The organism is Mariniradius sediminis, from assembly GCF_021491425.1.
Classification (GTDB): Bacteria; Bacteroidota; Bacteroidia; order Cytophagales; family Cyclobacteriaceae; genus Mariniradius; species Mariniradius saccharolyticus.
Genome location: NZ_JAKEVZ010000021.1, coordinates 20,384 through 36,310 on the forward strand (window position 1 = coordinate 20,384; position 15,927 = coordinate 36,310).

General features: G+C 45.4%; 17 protein-coding genes. 9 read left to right on the forward strand and 8 right to left on the reverse strand.

What is annotated here, in order from left to right; genetic code table 11:
• Window positions 1–24 precede the first annotated feature (24 nt).
• A complete protein-coding gene (locus L0U89_RS18870) occupies window positions 25–270 on the forward strand; it encodes a Kazal-type serine protease inhibitor family protein (protein ID WP_234862947.1) in 246 nt (81 codons plus the stop codon).
• Window positions 271–273: 3 nt separating this feature from the next.
• On the opposite strand, the gene L0U89_RS18875 is transcribed toward L0U89_RS18870, so the two are convergent.
• The 3 genes from L0U89_RS18875 to L0U89_RS18885 form a co-directional block, all read right to left on the reverse strand.
• Window positions 274–546, reverse strand: a complete 273-nt coding sequence (locus L0U89_RS18875; protein ID WP_234862948.1) for an acylphosphatase — start codon at window positions 544–546, stop codon at window positions 274–276.
• Window positions 533–739 (reverse strand): hypothetical protein, encoded by a 207-nt coding sequence (locus tag L0U89_RS18880; RefSeq protein WP_234862949.1) that lies wholly within the window; start codon window positions 737–739, stop codon window positions 533–535. The genes L0U89_RS18875 and L0U89_RS18880 overlap by 14 nt, the downstream gene beginning before the upstream one ends.
• 125 nt (window positions 740–864) lie before the next feature.
• Window positions 865–1,950 carry an AI-2E family transporter gene (locus tag L0U89_RS18885; RefSeq protein ID WP_234862950.1) on the reverse strand — a complete coding sequence of 362 codons (1,086 nt, stop codon included), beginning with the start codon at window positions 1,948–1,950 and terminating at the stop codon, window positions 865–867.
• A 322-nt stretch (window positions 1,951–2,272) separates the two neighbouring features.
• On the opposite strand from L0U89_RS18885, the gene L0U89_RS18890 reads away from it, so the two are divergent.
• From L0U89_RS18890 to L0U89_RS18905, 4 genes are all read left to right on the forward strand, one after another.
• On the forward strand, window positions 2,273–3,373 hold the full coding sequence (locus tag L0U89_RS18890; RefSeq protein ID WP_008628161.1) for a vWA domain-containing protein: 1,101 nt from the start codon (window positions 2,273–2,275) through the stop codon (window positions 3,371–3,373).
• Window positions 3,374–3,376: 3 nt separating this feature from the next.
• Complete coding sequence (locus L0U89_RS18895; protein WP_008628160.1) at window positions 3,377–4,900, forward strand: P-loop NTPase family protein; 1,524 nt, start codon at window positions 3,377–3,379, stop codon at window positions 4,898–4,900.
• A gap of 38 nt (window positions 4,901–4,938) precedes the next feature.
• On the forward strand, window positions 4,939–5,550 hold the full coding sequence (locus tag L0U89_RS18900) for a class I SAM-dependent methyltransferase (RefSeq protein WP_234862951.1): 612 nt from the start codon (window positions 4,939–4,941) through the stop codon (window positions 5,548–5,550).
• A 93-nt stretch (window positions 5,551–5,643) separates the two neighbouring features.
• Window positions 5,644–6,207: an HI_0787 family protein gene (locus tag L0U89_RS18905; RefSeq protein ID WP_234862952.1), complete on the forward strand. Its 564-nt coding sequence runs from the start codon at window positions 5,644–5,646 to the stop codon at window positions 6,205–6,207.
• 47 nt (window positions 6,208–6,254) lie between these two features.
• Here L0U89_RS18905 and L0U89_RS18910 read toward each other — a convergent pair whose 3' ends face one another.
• Window positions 6,255–6,656 (reverse strand): DUF4890 domain-containing protein, encoded by a 402-nt coding sequence (locus L0U89_RS18910; RefSeq protein ID WP_234862953.1) that lies wholly within the window; start codon window positions 6,654–6,656, stop codon window positions 6,255–6,257.
• Window positions 6,657–6,811: 155 nt separating this feature from the next.
• Here L0U89_RS18910 and L0U89_RS18915 point away from each other — a divergent pair, with 155 nt between their 5' ends.
• On the forward strand, window positions 6,812–7,261 hold the full coding sequence (locus L0U89_RS18915) for a gamma-glutamylcyclotransferase family protein (RefSeq protein WP_234862954.1): 450 nt from the start codon (window positions 6,812–6,814) through the stop codon (window positions 7,259–7,261).
• On the opposite strand, the gene L0U89_RS18920 is transcribed toward L0U89_RS18915, so the two are convergent.
• Complete coding sequence (locus L0U89_RS18920; RefSeq protein WP_234862955.1) at window positions 7,249–8,592, reverse strand: NAD(P)/FAD-dependent oxidoreductase; 1,344 nt, start codon at window positions 8,590–8,592, stop codon at window positions 7,249–7,251. The two genes, L0U89_RS18915 and L0U89_RS18920, sit on opposite strands and share 13 nt — an antisense overlap.
• Window positions 8,593–8,742: 150 nt before the next feature.
• Between L0U89_RS18920 and L0U89_RS18925 the strand changes: the two genes are divergently transcribed.
• Window positions 8,743–9,450: a YebC/PmpR family DNA-binding transcriptional regulator gene (locus tag L0U89_RS18925; protein ID WP_234862956.1), complete on the forward strand. Its 708-nt coding sequence runs from the start codon at window positions 8,743–8,745 to the stop codon at window positions 9,448–9,450.
• 50 nt (window positions 9,451–9,500) lie between these two features.
• On the forward strand, window positions 9,501–10,070 hold the full coding sequence (gene yjjX, locus L0U89_RS18930) for an inosine/xanthosine triphosphatase (RefSeq protein ID WP_008628146.1): 570 nt from the start codon (window positions 9,501–9,503) through the stop codon (window positions 10,068–10,070).
• 350 nt (window positions 10,071–10,420) lie between these two features.
• Here yjjX and L0U89_RS18935 read toward each other — a convergent pair whose 3' ends face one another.
• Window positions 10,421–11,401 carry an NTPase gene (locus L0U89_RS18935; protein ID WP_234862957.1) on the reverse strand — a complete coding sequence of 327 codons (981 nt, stop codon included), beginning with the start codon at window positions 11,399–11,401 and terminating at the stop codon, window positions 10,421–10,423.
• Window positions 11,402–11,473: 72 nt separating this feature from the next.
• On the opposite strand from L0U89_RS18935, the gene L0U89_RS18940 reads away from it, so the two are divergent.
• Window positions 11,474–12,382: a M28 family peptidase gene (locus L0U89_RS18940; protein WP_234862958.1), complete on the forward strand. Its 909-nt coding sequence runs from the start codon at window positions 11,474–11,476 to the stop codon at window positions 12,380–12,382.
• Between the two features lie 829 nt (window positions 12,383–13,211).
• On the opposite strand, the gene L0U89_RS18945 is transcribed toward L0U89_RS18940, so the two are convergent.
• Window positions 13,212–14,567, reverse strand: a complete 1,356-nt coding sequence (locus L0U89_RS18945) for an FAD-dependent oxidoreductase (protein ID WP_234862959.1) — start codon at window positions 14,565–14,567, stop codon at window positions 13,212–13,214.
• A 24-nt stretch (window positions 14,568–14,591) separates the two neighbouring features.
• Window positions 14,592–15,878 carry a kynureninase gene (gene kynU / locus L0U89_RS18950; protein WP_234862960.1) on the reverse strand — a complete coding sequence of 429 codons (1,287 nt, stop codon included), beginning with the start codon at window positions 15,876–15,878 and terminating at the stop codon, window positions 14,592–14,594.
• Window positions 15,879–15,927 lie beyond the last annotated feature (49 nt).

The following is a 15,927-nucleotide window of genomic DNA, read 5'->3' on the forward strand; positions in this document are numbered from 1 at the left end:
TCTTATTGAAGTAAATCTACAACTATGAAAACCAAATCTTTCATTATCGCTTTGTTTGCCTTGCTCATGATGTCGTTCCAATGCGAAGAACAAAATCCCACGGATGAGGTATTGGCCGATTGTATTGACCCCGAAATGGTCCGAAAGGATATGGCCTGCATCATGATATATGACCCGGTTTGCGGCTGTGACGGAAAGACTTACGGAAATTCCTGTATTGCCGGAATCAGCGGGGTGAAATCTTTTGAAAAAGGAGAGTGTCCAAAGTAGGCATCACCTGATAATCCTGAAATCGGAATATTCTCTTACCTTACCTTCACTGATTTGAATTTTGTCGACAGAGGCCCTTTCGGGGCCTTTTTTCATCCATTCCAGCATCGTCGAGATGTGTGCTTCATCGCCTTCCAATTCTGCAGAAACTGATCCGTCAGGCTCATTTTTGACCCAACCGGTAACGTTGAATTCTAGGGCTTTCGCCAAAGTGCTTTGACGGAAATATACCCCTTGCACTTTTCCAAAAACGCGCACGCTTTTATTGATCTTCATACCATTTTTCGTCGAATGTGGCTTTCACTTCGACATTGGCTGTAAGGACTCGGTATACCATCCATATCACGAATGCCGGCGATATAGAGAAGATGAACATGATGATCGCGGCATTGATTCCTGCGAGAATGGCGGTCACATACACGATCAAGACCGCGGTAGTCATGTAAACGGGAAATAGGTAGGAGTTCATGTTTGAATAGTTTTTTTCAAAAACAAAGCAAAGCTCCCATTTGTTGCCCGAGGGCGTTAATTTGTGTCGGAAAATGAAATAAATCGGCCTACTGTTCCATTATTAAACCCCTGAAAATCATTTATCTAGGCTGAGCGAGTTTCGTTTGTTGGATTCATCCATTTAGTTGCGAGATTATAGCCAAGCGAAAGGACAATTGCACCGGTAAACAAACCGATGATCCCAGAAAGAATAAATCCTCCGATAGCACCGATAAAAATGACCAACATCGGTACCGGAGCGCCTTTACCCATGACGATAGGCTTTAAGACATTGTCCGAGGCACCCACCAAGAGCATCCAGATTGTCAGCAAGATGGCAGTGGTGGTATCTGCCGCGCCCCAGATATAGACGATCACGCCAATGGAGATCGGCAAAATCCCAACCTGGATGATGGCTAGTATAAGACAAAGTGCGATCCAAATTCCAGCAAAGGGAATCCCCGCCAAGACAATTCCGAAACCTGCCAGGATTGTCTGTAGTAAAGCCACACCCAAGATTCCTTTTGCCACGTTTCTTACTGTAATTTCGGCGTTTTCGGCCATTTTCTCACCGTTTTTTCCGGCAAGCGCGACCGCAATATTTCGAAGAGCGGCGCCACTTTCCTTCGAATAGGCAAGCAGTACTCCGCTGATGATAATCGATGCTGCAAAAAACAGAATACCAGTTGCCGCACTTTTGATTAGGCCAAAAAACTTGAGCAACACAGGTCTCAATTCTTCTTGGTGATTGGAGACGGTAGCAGACAGGCTGGAGGAGGCTTCTGTCCATAGCCCATAGACTTTATTGCCCACGATGGGCCATGAAGCTACTTTTTCTGGCGGTGGAGGGACATGCAATTCTCCTGCACGAAATTCTTCCACCAGTTCCTTGAATTCCCCAGCCGTGGCTGTCAATATCCATACGCCAGGACCGATTATCGCTACTAAAAGAAAAATGGTAATGATCGTGGCAGAAAGCGCATTTCGGTTGTTCAGTTTCCGTTTGAGTGTCTCGTGCAGTGGGAAAAGTGTCGTGGAAAGTACCGCGGCCCATACGAGGATGGAAATAAATGGCTGGATTATATAAAAACACCAAACCAGAAGCAGGGCCAAGGCCAGCAATTGGATGGCGTAATGAAAGACAGGATCGATTCCGGGCCTTTGCGAAGTTGACTGATCTTTGGAGGACATAGGAGGCTGGTTGATTTATGAAATTTACTCGATAAATACTCTGTGTTAAAATTTTGGACATAAAATATTGAGGTCGACAACGTTCATTTTTTGCTTGTTAAGATTTTGCTGGGGTTTGGTTTTGCTTGGCCCTACATTTTCCGAAGAATATGTTGCCAAAGCAATTTTCCGGTATGAAGGAGTCGTTTGGATACTACCTGATAGCGAAATTGTTTGTGAAAAAATGTACCCAAACTTTCGTGTGGCGATAATAGTTTGTCGATTTTGATAAAAACAAAATTGTTTTCAAACCAGCTTCACCAAGTTTTTGTTAGACCATATCATGAAGGGATTCCGCTTTACCAAATACGAACCAATCCAAGACCCGGAGAAGAGCACGTTTGAGAACCTGCTCAACATTTTCCTGCAATTGGTGACCATGACCGGCGGGGATGTGGCAGAAGCTTTGTCTTGGCTAACCAACCTTGACAAACGCTACAATATGACCAACCCAGGGTATGGCATCGGGGATTTTATCGAAGACCTCAAGACCAAGGGCTATATCACCGAGGAAAACCAAAAGGGGGAAATCAAAATCACCGGTAAATCAGAGCAAACGATCCGGAAAAATGCCTTGGAGGAGATTTTTGGAAAACTGAAGCGAGCGAAAGGCGGACAACACCGGACCGTGCACTCGGGGCAAGGGGAAGAAAAAGGAACCGATCGTAGGCCCTACGCTTTTGGAGACAATATCGACCAAATCGCGCTGACCGATTCGATCAGAAATGCACAGATCAACCATGGGTTTGCGAGTGATTACCTTCTAACGGAAGATGATTTGGAAGTGGTGGAGAACGAGTTTCGTTCACAGACATCGACGGTGCTGATGATTGACATTTCCCATTCGATGATTCTGTATGGCGAAGACCGCATCACGCCGGCGAAGAAGGTTGCGATGGCATTGGCGGAACTGATCAAAACCCGCTATCCAAAAGATACCTTGGATGTGATTGTTTTTGGCAACGATGCTTGGCAGATTGAGATTAAGGACCTTCCCTACCTGCAAGTTGGCCCCTACCATACCAATACGGTCGCTGGACTGGAACTTGCAATGGACCTGCTTCGGAGACGAAAAAACCCCAACAAGCAGATTTTCATGATCACCGATGGCAAGCCCACCTGCCTCAAGGTAGGGATCAAATATTACAAAAATGCATTCGGGATAGACAGCAAAATCCTCAATGAGACACTGAAGTTGGCCGCACAATGCCGGAAGCTGAAGATTCCCGTGACCACCTTCATGATTGCCTCCGACCCCTATTTGAAAGAATTTGTAAAGGAGTTTACCAAAGTCAACAACGGCAACGCCTACTACAGCAGCCTGAAGGGATTGGGGGATTTGATTTTTGAAGACTATCGAAGAAACAGAACCAAAAAGTTTTAACCTATGGACTACCACAGCCTCAATGGCAAGGATTTATTGAAGATAAAAACCCTTGGTGAACTCAAGGCGGCGGGATACCAAGCCCGTTCTATCAAGGAGGAATTGAGACAGAACCTGATCAAAAAGATTTCCGCCAAGGAAAATGTCTTTGAAGGTATTTGGGGATATGAGGATACCGTAATTCCGGATATCGAGAGAGCGATCCTTTCCCGGCATAACATCAATCTCCTCGGCTTACGCGGTCAGGCAAAGACCCGTATTGCGCGCTTGATGACCCATCTTTTGGACGAATATGTGCCCGTGGTGGAGGGTTCCGAGCTCAACGACGACCCGTTGGCACCACTTTCCAGTTATGCAAAAGAATTGATTGCAGCCAAGGGTGACCATACGCCGATTCATTGGTGGCACCGGGATGATCGCTACACGGAGAAGTTGGCAACGCCTGATGTTTCTGTCGCCGACCTGATAGGAGATGTAGACCCGATCAAAGCTGCGACCATGAAGCTTTCTTACAACGATGAGCGGGTAATCCACTATGGCTTGGTGCCACGTTCACACCGTTCCATTTTCGTGATCAACGAATTGCCCGATCTTCAGGCGCGGATACAGGTTGCCTTGTTCAACATCCTGCAGGAAGGCGACATCCAAATCCGCGGTTTCAAGCTTCGGTTGCCACTGGATATTCAATTTGTGTTCACTGCCAATCCGGAAGATTACACCAACCGCGGATCGATTGTCACGCCACTCAAAGACCGGATCGAAAGCCAAATCATCACCCATTACCCAAAAACCATCGAAATCGGCAAAAAAATCACCGCACAGGAAGCCAATTTGGAAGGTAAGCCCGTGTCCAAAATCCATGTGCCTGAGCTCATGAAGGACCTGATAGAGCAGATTGCGGTGGAGGCCAGGAAGAGTGAATATGTGGATGAAAAAAGCGGCGTTTCCGCCCGTTTGACCATTTCGGCCTATGAAAATCTCATTTCTTCGGCCGAAAGGAGACTCTACCTGAATGGGGAACAGAACACCGTCGTCCGCGTTTCGGATTTGATCGGAGTTATTCCGGCAATAACGGGAAAGGTGGAATTGGTCTATGAAGGCGAACAGGAAGGTGCCGGACTCGTGGCATACAATCTGATCGGGAAAGCGATACGTACTTTGTTTGTGGAATACTTTCCTTCGCCCGAACAAAAGAAAAAGGAGAAGCAAGGCAATCCATATGTAATGCCATTGGCATGGTTCGGTGAAGGAAATAGTCTTGATATCTTGGCTTCACAATCCGACAAAAACTACAAATCGCTGCTGCACCAAGTACCCGGTCTCGAATCCATTGTGACTAGGACCATCCAAAATTTACCCGAACGAGAAAAGGAATTCTATATGGAATTTTTGCTCCATGGATTGGCGGAATACAGCCAATTGAGCAAAAAGCTGTTGGATACCGGATTGCAGTTTAAGGATCTTTTCTCCAGCATGTTTGACATGGGAAAAGGTGATGAGGAGGATTTTGAAGAAGATGACATGTAATCTGTATCATTGATGTTTTGCTCCAATTTCGATATAGGATGAAGGAATTTTGGAACCAGCGTTACCGGGAGAAGGAATTTGCCTATGGCATTGAGCCCAATGAATTCCTGAAGGAGCAACTCGCACAATTGCCGCCAGGAAGGATTTTGTTTCCAGGAGAGGGCGAAGGACGAAACGCCGTCTACGCTGCCCAGTTGGGCTGGCAGGTCAATGCTTTTGACTGGAGCGAAGAGGCAAAAAATAAAGCGATTAGGTTGGCAGAAAGATTTGGTGTGTTGATTGACTATCAAGTTGGTGAATTTGAACACATCGATCTACCAGCGTCAGCATATGATGCTGTTTCATTGGTGTTTGTACATTTTCCTGCCGATAAAAGAAGGCTATTCCATCGACGTCTCCTTCAGAGTTTGAAGCCCGGTGGAACCCTCATCTTAGAGGGCTTCAGTAAGGAACATATTCGCTGGAACAGCCAAAACGAGCGGGTTGGTGGGCCAAAAGATCCTACTATGTTGTTTTCTATCGATGAACTTCAAGACGATTTTGCAGGACTGGGGATTAGCGTTTTGGAGGAAAAAGAAGTCGAATTGAACGAAGGATTGTTCCACGTAGGCACAGCCGCTGTAATCCGGCTAGTTGGGAAAAAGAATTAGATTTTTTTGTTTTTCTGGGCACTTATTGTGGTAAAAATCATTCTTTTTGCCCATTTATAACCCTAACTTTAAGATACTAAATCCAAAAAGGCCATGAGCAAGTTTGAAGAAGTACTCAAAAAATACTGGGGAATATTTCAGGACGAGAAGATGTATTTTGAGAATGATGTTCGGAATTGGGAACTCTTCCAGGACATTCCCAAAAACAACAATATTGAGGACATCATCACCAAAGTATCAGCTATCAATGATGGAGATGTCAGGCGCTATAGCGGCGTTAAGGAAGTTTCGGATCATATCCTCAAACTCAATATTGATGAACGTCTTGCAAAGGGCGATCTCAGCTTGGTCGATGATATTGCAAAAGTTGGCAACAACCCTCCGTTTTTGGAATTTGCGTCACTTTATTGCAATTATCACTTTCCAAAGTTGTTCCCGATTTTCTCTAGACAACATTTGGATATCTATGTCAAATACATCCGCAATTTGAAACTGGACTACGATCCGGACAAAGTGGATACCTATCCTGTCTTCTGTAGTGTGCTCAACGACTTTGTGAAGCGGTTGCACTTGGGGGACAAAATGAACTATCTGGAAATGCGGAAGTTCGGGTGGCTCTATGGTGACACGATTATTGAGGAATCGCAACAAGCCTAAAAAAACAGCGGTTGGGGTCGCCCAACCGCTGCATTTTTCCAGTCGGATTAATTCGTGGAACCGCCGCCACGGTGGCCTCTACCCGGTCCGCCCCGCCTGCCGCGGCCTTCTTCTTCCATTCTCTTTTTTCCTTCAGCCTTCATTTCAGACCATTTGGTTTTCTGCTCCTCAGAGAGTAAAGCTTCGATCTCTTGGTTTTGCGCCTTTATGTCGGCTTCCATGGCAGCCCTCCTCGCTTCCATTTCGGCTTGCCTTTTTTTGGCGTGATCCAGGTTGATTTGATAGATTTTCTTCTTTTGCTCTTCCGAAAGTGCGAGTTCCTCGACCATCTTATTCGTTATTCTTTCGGCCCGTTCTTCTGGTGTGGAGCTTCCTCTTTGTCCACCTTTTTGCGCCATGGCGGCAAATCCAATGGAAAATAGCACGGCAATCAATAATAGCTTTTTCATGATTTCTATGATTTGGTTTGACAACCCCTTGGCTCGGAAATCATCCGGAATCTTTCTTCGCTTTGGGATTGAATTTGATCTTTAGACCCAGCGGAATTACCCGAAGTTTAATCGACAGATGAGGAAGCAATGTTAATTAACCTTAAATTCAGGGCATGGAGGGATTTTACTACTTTGGATATGCCAGCAATCTTGATCGGGGTACTTTGGAAGGAAGGTTGCAGACATCGCCGCGGTTTGTGGGCGTCGGTATTCTGCCACATCATGGCTTTAGGTTCAACGTTCTTAATCCAGACCGTTCCGCAAGGGCCAATATCATGGAAAGTCCCAATGAAACCGTCTATGGTTTGGTGTACTGGATTGATGCTAACGATCGACAATATTTTTTGAAATCCGAGCCGGGATATGATTTTGTGGAAAAGGAGATTTTGACAAAAAATGGAAAAATTCAAGCCTTCACTTTTCAATCCGGTCTGGTTCAGTCAGGCATTTTCCCCGCCGAGGACTATTGGAAATTGATTGTCAAAGGTGGAAAAGAGAACGGAATTCCCGAGTCCTATCTGGCACAGATTATCAATCGCGCTGGGAAAATTCAATCTTCGTAGTCCTTTTCTTCCAGCATCCATTGCCGCTTAAAATCCTTCACGTACCGTGGCCTAATCAGCAGCCTTAGGCTTGGGTCAAATGAGAGGTATTTCCATGCCCAAGTGATGAAAACCATCAGTTTGTTTTTGACTCCCAAAATCGCCATCAGATGTACAAATAGCCATACAAACCAGGCAAAAAATCCTTGGAAGCTCACAAAAGGCAAATCCACCACGGCCATCTTCTTCCCGACGGTTGCCATTGAGCCGAGGTCATTGTATCTGAATGGTTTCCACGGCTTTTGCTTCAGGTCGCCCAATAGGTTTTTGGCGAGATTTTTTGATTGTTGGATGGCAACTTGAGCGACTTGGGGGTGACCTTTCGGGAATTTTTCCTCCACTTGCAGACATTGGTCACCGAGGACATAGATGTCTTTTTCGCCTTTCAGGCAGTTGAATTCATCAACCAATAGGCGACCATTCGGAGCCATTTGATCTTCTTCCACACCGATAAGTGAATTGGCTTTAATGCCGGCTGCCCAAAGCAAGGTCAATGTCTCGATCGGATCCTTTTCTTTGAGCTTCACCACAAAGCCATCATAATCTTCCACCATGGTATTGAGCATGACCTCCACACCAAGCTTCTGCAAATACTCCAAGGCCTTTTCGCGGGATTTTTGGGTCAAGCCGTTGAGAAGGGACCCGGATGCTTCGATCAGGATCACCCGCATATTCTCAAAGCTGAGTTGGGGATAATCCTTCGGCAGCACGTTGTTGCGTAATTCGGCGATCGAGCCCGCCAGTTCTACCCCTGTGGCACCCCCACCAACTATCACTACGTTCATGATGGGCTTCCTTTCAGCAGGATTGGCGATGTTCACTGCCCGTTCATAATTGGAAATGATCTTATTGCGGATATAGAGCGCCTCGGACGTGGTCTTCATCGGTGCGCAGAATTTCTTGATATTCTGGTTTCCGAAGTAGTTGGTGTTTGCACCTTGTGACAAAACCAGCATATCGTAGGTCAAAGTGCCTAGATTGGTAAGGATAGTCTTTGCGGACTTATCGATTTCCCGGACCACTGCCATTCTAAATATTACGTTGTCTGTCTTGTGAAAAAGTCTACGGAGCGGAAAAGATACCGCCGAGGGAGAAAGTGCGGCCGTGGCTACTTGGTATAGTAGCGGCTGGAACATATGGTAATTGTTTTTGTCGAGCAACACTACTTGATAGGCCTTGTTGGAAAGTTTTTGCGCGAGCATTAAGCCTGCAAAGCCAGCTCCCACAATTACGATCCTCTTGTACTTTGCGTCCGGAATATTGGGGATGGGGAGTAACTCTTGATTGCTCATACCAAAAAGAAAGAAAATTTAAAATTGGGTAAATCTATCAAATATAATTAAGAGAAAGGGTGGTCAAAAGAACTTTGATTGGGTTTTTAGGTTTGGTTTGCATACCAAAAGATTTATAATTTTACCCACCTTTTAGCAAATTGATCAAAAATGGGCAGAGCATTTGAATTTCGGAAAGAAAGAAAGTTTAAGCGTTGGAGTAAGATGTCCAAGGTGTTTACGCGTCTTGGCAAGGAAATCGTCATGGCTGTCAAAGCCGGAGGCCCGGACCCTTCCAATAACAGCAAACTGAGAACAGTCATCCAAAATGCCAAAGGTGCAGCGATGCCCAAGGATAGAATCGAAGCTGCGATCAAAAGGGCGTCCAACAAGGATGAAAAAAACTATGAGGAAATCGTATACGAGGGTTATGGTCCTTACGGGGTGGCGGTGATCGTGGAGACTTCAACTGACAACATCAACCGTACTGTTGCCAATATCCGTCACTATTTCACCAAATCCGGGGGTTCCTTGGGTACTTCAGGATCGGTGAGCTTCATGTTTACCAAAAAGGCCGTTTTCCGTTTTGCGCAGCACAGTCTCGATATTGAGGAGTTGGAATTGGAGCTGATAGATTATGGATTGGAAGAGATCGCCGAAAATGAAGGAGAGATTTTTGTATATACTGCGTTTGAGGATTTTGGCAAAATGCAAAAGGTCCTGGAAGACCGCCATATCGAGATCATCAACGCCGACTTCCAGTGGTTTCCGAGTACTACTGTCGAACTGACTGAGGAACAGGAGGAAGAAATCAATAAAATGATCGAGCGATTGGAAGAGGATGATGACGTCAACCAGGTTTTCACCAACGTCGCCTGATCGCGGACGATGTTTATTGAGCTACTTTAACTATCATAAAGACCTTTTTCATGGCTTTTCCAAAAAGAAAAAATATCCAGGAGCAGCAGCGCCAAAATCTAGTCATTGTCGGGAGTAGAAATCCGGTAAAAATCAGTTGTACCGAAGCGGGCTTCCACCAGGCATTTGACAGCTCGTATCTCGTGGAGGGGCTCAATGTAGGGTCTGGTGTCGCTGCCCAGCCTGTCGGTGATGCACAAACGTATCAGGGGGCTTTGAACAGGGCGCAGAACTCCAAGGTCGTGTTTCCTGAGGCGGATTTTTGGGTAGGCATCGAAGGGGGCGTGGATGATTTTCAGGGAGAGATGCTCGCCTTTGCTTGGGTGGTTGTCATTGATAAAAACGGAAGGATTGGAAGAGCCAAGACATCAGTTTTCTTTTTACCAAAACAAATAGCAAAACTGGTAAAATCTGGAATGGAGTTGGGGAAGGCTGATGATCACTTCTTCGAAAGGGAAAACTCAAAGGAACAGGATGGTGCTGTTGGGATCTTGACTAACGGCGTTCTTGATCGCAAAAACTATTACCAGCAGGCGGTACTACTTGCTTTAGTGCCTTTTATTAAGCCTGACTTATACTGATTGTTTTGTCTATCATAGAGAAAATCAATTGGTTATATCAAAGTAAGCCGCTAATTTTGCGCCACGTTTTGGCAAATCAGTGTTGAATGGGTTTCTTGGTTCACACGATAATTTGCCAGATTATAGCCTCTCATTGAGGGTTTGGTAAGTGTGAGCGTAAAACAAAAAGACAATTGAGGCGTTTTGTCATTGAATGATCTTCTCTGAAAGCGTTCTCAAAAATAGCTTTGATAGAAAGAAGTGCGGATTCGGAGTCCAAAAAGAAGAATTGATCGATAGAAGTGCAGCGGAGAGTGTTTGGTCACCCCATTTTACAAACCGATTTTTAAAGAGCCCCTTGAGGGCTCTGATCATTTTTGGAGGTTTGTGAGAAAATTTCTCAAAGCGATTTCCCAATCAGGATCTGCATCCCAAACTGGTCCGATATACAGCTCATCCCTTACCAGAAACCGGATATAGTATTTGACGACGATCCGATTTTCATCTGTCCCGGATGTTTCAAGTCCCATATTGCTTTTTAGGTCTCCCTCTCGTGCCTCCACCTTGACCAATACAAACTGTACCCGTTCTCGAATCAGCTCTGCGTCGCTTTTGGCTGTCGTGAGAAACTCATACTGGTGTGGATAGAGTTCTTTGAATATCGCTTCCAGGCCTGATTTTTCGGCATTCTGTTCAGCAGCGATTGTTTCCGGGCTTTTACCAAGCAGATCGTAGCGAAACGTTCCTAGAAAACCGCTTTCACCTGAGGATCCGGAAAGCGGAATACCCAGCTTGAATACATCAAGATTCAGTGGATTTCTGTTGAAAAAGCGTCTTGACGTGACGCTAGCACTTGCTCCTGCGGGGTACTCTGGTACCTCAATTACTAGGTAGTTTTTGCTGCTTTGGGTTTTGCCGATCGCTTCCAAGGATTCATTCATTCTGCCGATATCAGCAGATTCCAATTTCCAAAGGCCACTTGTAGGAATGATATTCGCATTGTTGGTAAAGGGGCCAATGTTCAATTCAACGGTACCGTTTGCCTTCCGAGTCAATACGACTATGCTGCTGACTCTGCGTTTTGCAAATTGGGTAGCAAAACCCGCTTGTGTTTCCGATGAAATCGCCACATCCTCCAACTCATAATAAGCCACAGGATCGCCGCCGGCTGCCACCAGGCCTTTGTGGATTTCGTCCGCCAATTGGGTCCAAAGAAATGCCGGTCTGGCTTGCGGGGCATTCGAAATCAACACAACTGATTTGCCGTCCAGGAAACTTTCCGGAAGTGAACCCTGTGCAAGTGATGAAAGTGAAAAAAGTACCCAAAACAGGCCTGCTGGAAGATATTTCATGGGGTAGGTGAATCGGGGCAGTTATCTTGTTAATTTTACGAATATAATTAACGTACCAATTTCCAAAGTAATATGCATCGATTAATCTACAGCCTTGTCTTTGTTTTATTTTTTCAACTCTCGAATGCAGTCTCCCAACAAATCGATTCCCAAAAATTGCTAAAGGATATAGAGACCCTTTCCTCCAAGGAAATGGAAGGGAGAAAAACACTCGAATCTGGTGGACTCAAGGCGCGGAAATATATTCAAGATCGCTTCCAAGAGCTTGGATTAGCTACCCAATACAAGGACTACCTTCAGTTTTTTGATTTTACCGACAGACGAAGTGGAAAAAGTTATGAACGAGCCGCAAATGTGGTCAGCTTCGTAGCAGGCGAGGAAACAGACAAGATAATTGTGGTAACGGCGCACTATGACCATATCGGAAAAAACGGTGACCAGATCTTTTACGGTGCTGACGATAACGCTTCCGGTGTCGCGGCCTTGATGGCTTTTGCCGAATATTTTTCAAAAAACCGGCCGCAGCATTCGATGTTGTTTGCGGCCTTGGATGCCGAGGAATTGGGAATCCAGGGAGCAAGGGCCTTTGTTGAGGACTTTCCTTTTCCTCTTCCGCAAATCGTGCTCAATGTCAATATGGACATGATTAGCCGAAACAAGGACGGCGAGCTATATGCGGTCGGGACCCATCACTATCCTAGCTTGAAGCCGATTTTGGAAGAAGTAGCAAAAGGGCGCGAACCCAGGTTAAGGTTTGGTCATGATGTTCCCGGTGAAAGAGGCGATTGGACGTATTCCTCGGACCATGCGCCCTTCCATCGCAACAAGATTCCTTTCATTTATTTTGGAGTGGAGGACCATGAGGATTACCACAAAACAACAGATACTTTTGATCGGATTCAGCCGGAGTTTTTTGTCAATGCCGCAAACCTGATACTTGGTGCGTTGCTTGCATTAGACAGAGACTTGCTTGAAGATTAGAGCTAAAGAAAAAGAACTGGTATAGGCCAGGAGATGATCGAAACAAAAAAATAGGTACAAAAGCCAAAAAACAGTAAATACAAATCACCGATCTGATTATTTGTTTTTCACAACTGTTTATCTGAAAAATGCAAATTATGGTATTGGGTCTTGACCAAGCCTTTCAATAGAGATGTAAAAAAGCCATTTGTTGGGAATGAGCGTATAGCCTGTGGGACAAATTATTTTTTTCATGGCAACCGGCATTAGCTTTGTAATTTCCGAGGATTTGCGGCACAAAATTTTATTCCAATTTTCCGATTTATCCACTTTCTTTTTCTAGCTGTATAATTCCAATTTGCTGATTTGCAGCGTATTATCCACAATTTGGCTTTTTTTGATAAAAGTTAAAACATTGAAAATCAGATAGATATATGCTTGAATTTATCCTCTGTGGATAAATGTGGATAAATGTGGATAAATAATGCTTGCTTTTTCCAATCCTTGTATATGCCTCATTTGGAGCGGTTTTCACCCACTTCCAAACCATTTTTAAGCTTAAACTTTGTCCGTTTTCAGCTATCCAACCTGGGTAGTTTAAAATAAAATTTGGCAAATCCAGAAGTGAAAGTTCACGCTGCCCTTTGGGAGAAAGGTACTCGGTCTGAATAAGCAAGTTTGATATTGGGAAAATTATATTTTAACAGGAGTTGTTCAATTATGTTGGGAACACGTTTTGTAGCTTTTATTTCTTTGGTAGCGAGAATAAAAAGTGATCGTTTGTTCGACTAGGTGGCTGGGAGAAATTAAATAAAAAAGCCCGATAGGTTTTGTAGTATCGGGCTTTTAGTTAAAAGGCTTTCGCTTTATCCATCTGGTTGACAATGTCCTCGTAATCGAGTTTGTTCCAGTTTTGGGTAATCAATGGATTGGACATGACTTTGTCCATGATTTTTTTCTGCAATTTCCCTTGCGCATACGCCTCGGAATAGGGAATATCCGAGAATGTAACCATCGTGTAAAGTGGAATCCAGTCTTTTGGGTACAGGTCGTGCAGTTTCGCTTCGATTTTTTTTCTGATGAGGAATTTCGGATCGGCTACCTCGTTGCGCATCTCTTCGAAGTTTTCCATCGCGAGTTGGGAGATGGCGTCAGTATTTGGCTTACGCATTTTTTGGAATTTTGCAAAAATCAATTCCCAGACATTCGTTCCCAGTTTCTCGATCAAGCCGTCCAAGACATAGCAATCCTCAAAGCCGCAGTTCATTCCTTGACCATAGAACGGTACCATCGCGTGGGATGAATCTCCAATGAGGATGGCGTTTTTGAGCATCCAAGGATAGCATTCGATGTTGATGAGGGCTGAGGTGTGGTTACGAAAATATTCCCCCACCAGATCAGGCATCAGTTGGAACGCATCGTCGAAGTAGGTCTGAAACATTCCGAGGAGGTCTTTTTCGTCCCGGATATTCTCGAAGCAGACCCGTTCACCGTCGAAGGGAAGAAAAAGCGTACACGTAAATGACTTGTCAGGATTGGGCAGGGCAATCAGCATAAAGCTTCCCCTAGGCCATATATGCAGCGCATTCGGGTCCATCGCAAATTCCCCTGCTTCGGTAGCCGGAATCGTCAATTCCTTGTAGCCATGAGAAATATATTCTTGCTTGTAGTCAAATCGCACCTGCTTCAGCATTGCGTTTCGTAAAGCGGAATAGGCGCCATCCGCACCAATGATCACATTGGACGGTATTTTTTCCTGAATGCCTTCGGGATTGGTGACCAAAATCTCATTGGTCCTCAGGTCTATTTCATCCACCCGGTGGTCAAAGTGGACTTCGACGCCCAGTTTTTCCGCTTCCTCTACAAGTAGTTGGTTGAATCTTCCCCTTGAAATGGAATAGATAGCTTGGCCCTCTTTCCCGTAGGGAATAAAAGTCGTCTTACCATGCTCGTCGTGGATTTTCCTTCCATACATCGGTATGGTGAGTGGTAGTACTTTGTCCCGCAGACCTGCTTTGTCGAGTGCTTTCCAACCCCGGTCGCTGAGCGCCATGTTGATGGATCGTCCTTCCTCTTTGTACTCGACCTTCCGATTGTCGGCCCGTTTTTCGTAGACTTGGACATCAAGTCCTCTTTTCTTCAAGTATATGGACATCAGGGAACCTATAAGTCCAGAACCCAAGATGCTGATTTCGTTTTTTTTCATGGTTTGAGAGCTATCGCCTAAGCATTAAGCGAATTTTTGTAGGGAATGTTCAAGGATCTTTGCAAATCGAAATACATCCGTGAAGCTATTGTATAGGGGTGTGGGTGCTACTCTAATTACGTTGGGGTGACGCCAATCACCCACTACGCCGTTGGCATAAAGGTGGTCAAAAACCAATTTTCCACCTTTGTGAACCAGCAAAGATAACTGACAACCTCTTTCCTTTGGATTATTTGGGGTAATTATTTCCAATACGCCATTCGCAACGCCCACTTTGCGGATCAAAAACTCCAAATACCCCGTCAATAGTTCACTTTTTGTCCTAAGTCTTTCAATTCCAGCGTCTTTGAAAATGTCCAGGGAAGCCTGATGAACCGCCAAAGACAATACGTTCGAGTTGGCAAGCTGCCATCCGTCAGCCCCGTACATCGGCTCAAAACCTTTTTCCATCTTGAACCGGATTGCCTCATCATGGCCCCACCAGCCCCCGAATCTGGGCAACTCGGTATTGTCGGCGTGGCGTTCGTGGACAAAAATTCCGGAAATGTTTCCTGGACCGGAATTGAGGTATTTGTAGCTGCACCAGGCCGCGAAGTCTACGCCCCAGTCGTGGAGTTGGAGTGGGATATTGCCAGCCGCATGCGCCAAATCGAATCCAACGGGTATGCCCACGCGATGCCCGGCTTTCGTGATTGCCTCCATGTCAAATACCTGACCTGTGTAATACTGCAAGCCCGCCATCATCACAAGTGCCAATTCGTCTTGGTTGTCCTCGATCGCCGCCAGGATGTCTTCGGTGCGGATTGTGTATTCACCCGGTCGTGGAGCGACTTCGATGATCGCATCAGCAGGATCAAATCCGTGGAATTTGACTTGGGTTTCCAGCATGTACATGTCCGAAGGGAAGGCGCCTGCTTCGGTGATGATTTTATACCTTTCCTTTGTTGGGCGGTAAAAAGAAACCATCAGGAAATGCAGGTTGGAGCTAAGGTTGTTCATTGCAACGACCTCGTGCTCGTGGGCGCCCACGATCTCCGCCAGTGCAGGCTTGGATTTTTTGCGCACATGGTACCAAGCATCTTCGCCATGAAAGTGGCCATCCACTGCCATCAATTCCCAGTTTTTGAGCTCCCTGTCCAAGTATTCCCGCACCGATTTTGGCTGCAATCCGAGAGAGTTGCCGCAGAAATAGATGGCCTCTTTTCCATTGACGTAGGGAAAGTGAAACATCGACCTGAAATGTTGAAGCGGATCCAAATCGTCCATGCGCTGGGCAAAGTCCTCGGTATATTCAAAATCGGTCGTTGTCATTTGGAAGGGTTTTGAAGACAAAACTTGAAAGTTGATGTTTGGTTGTCGA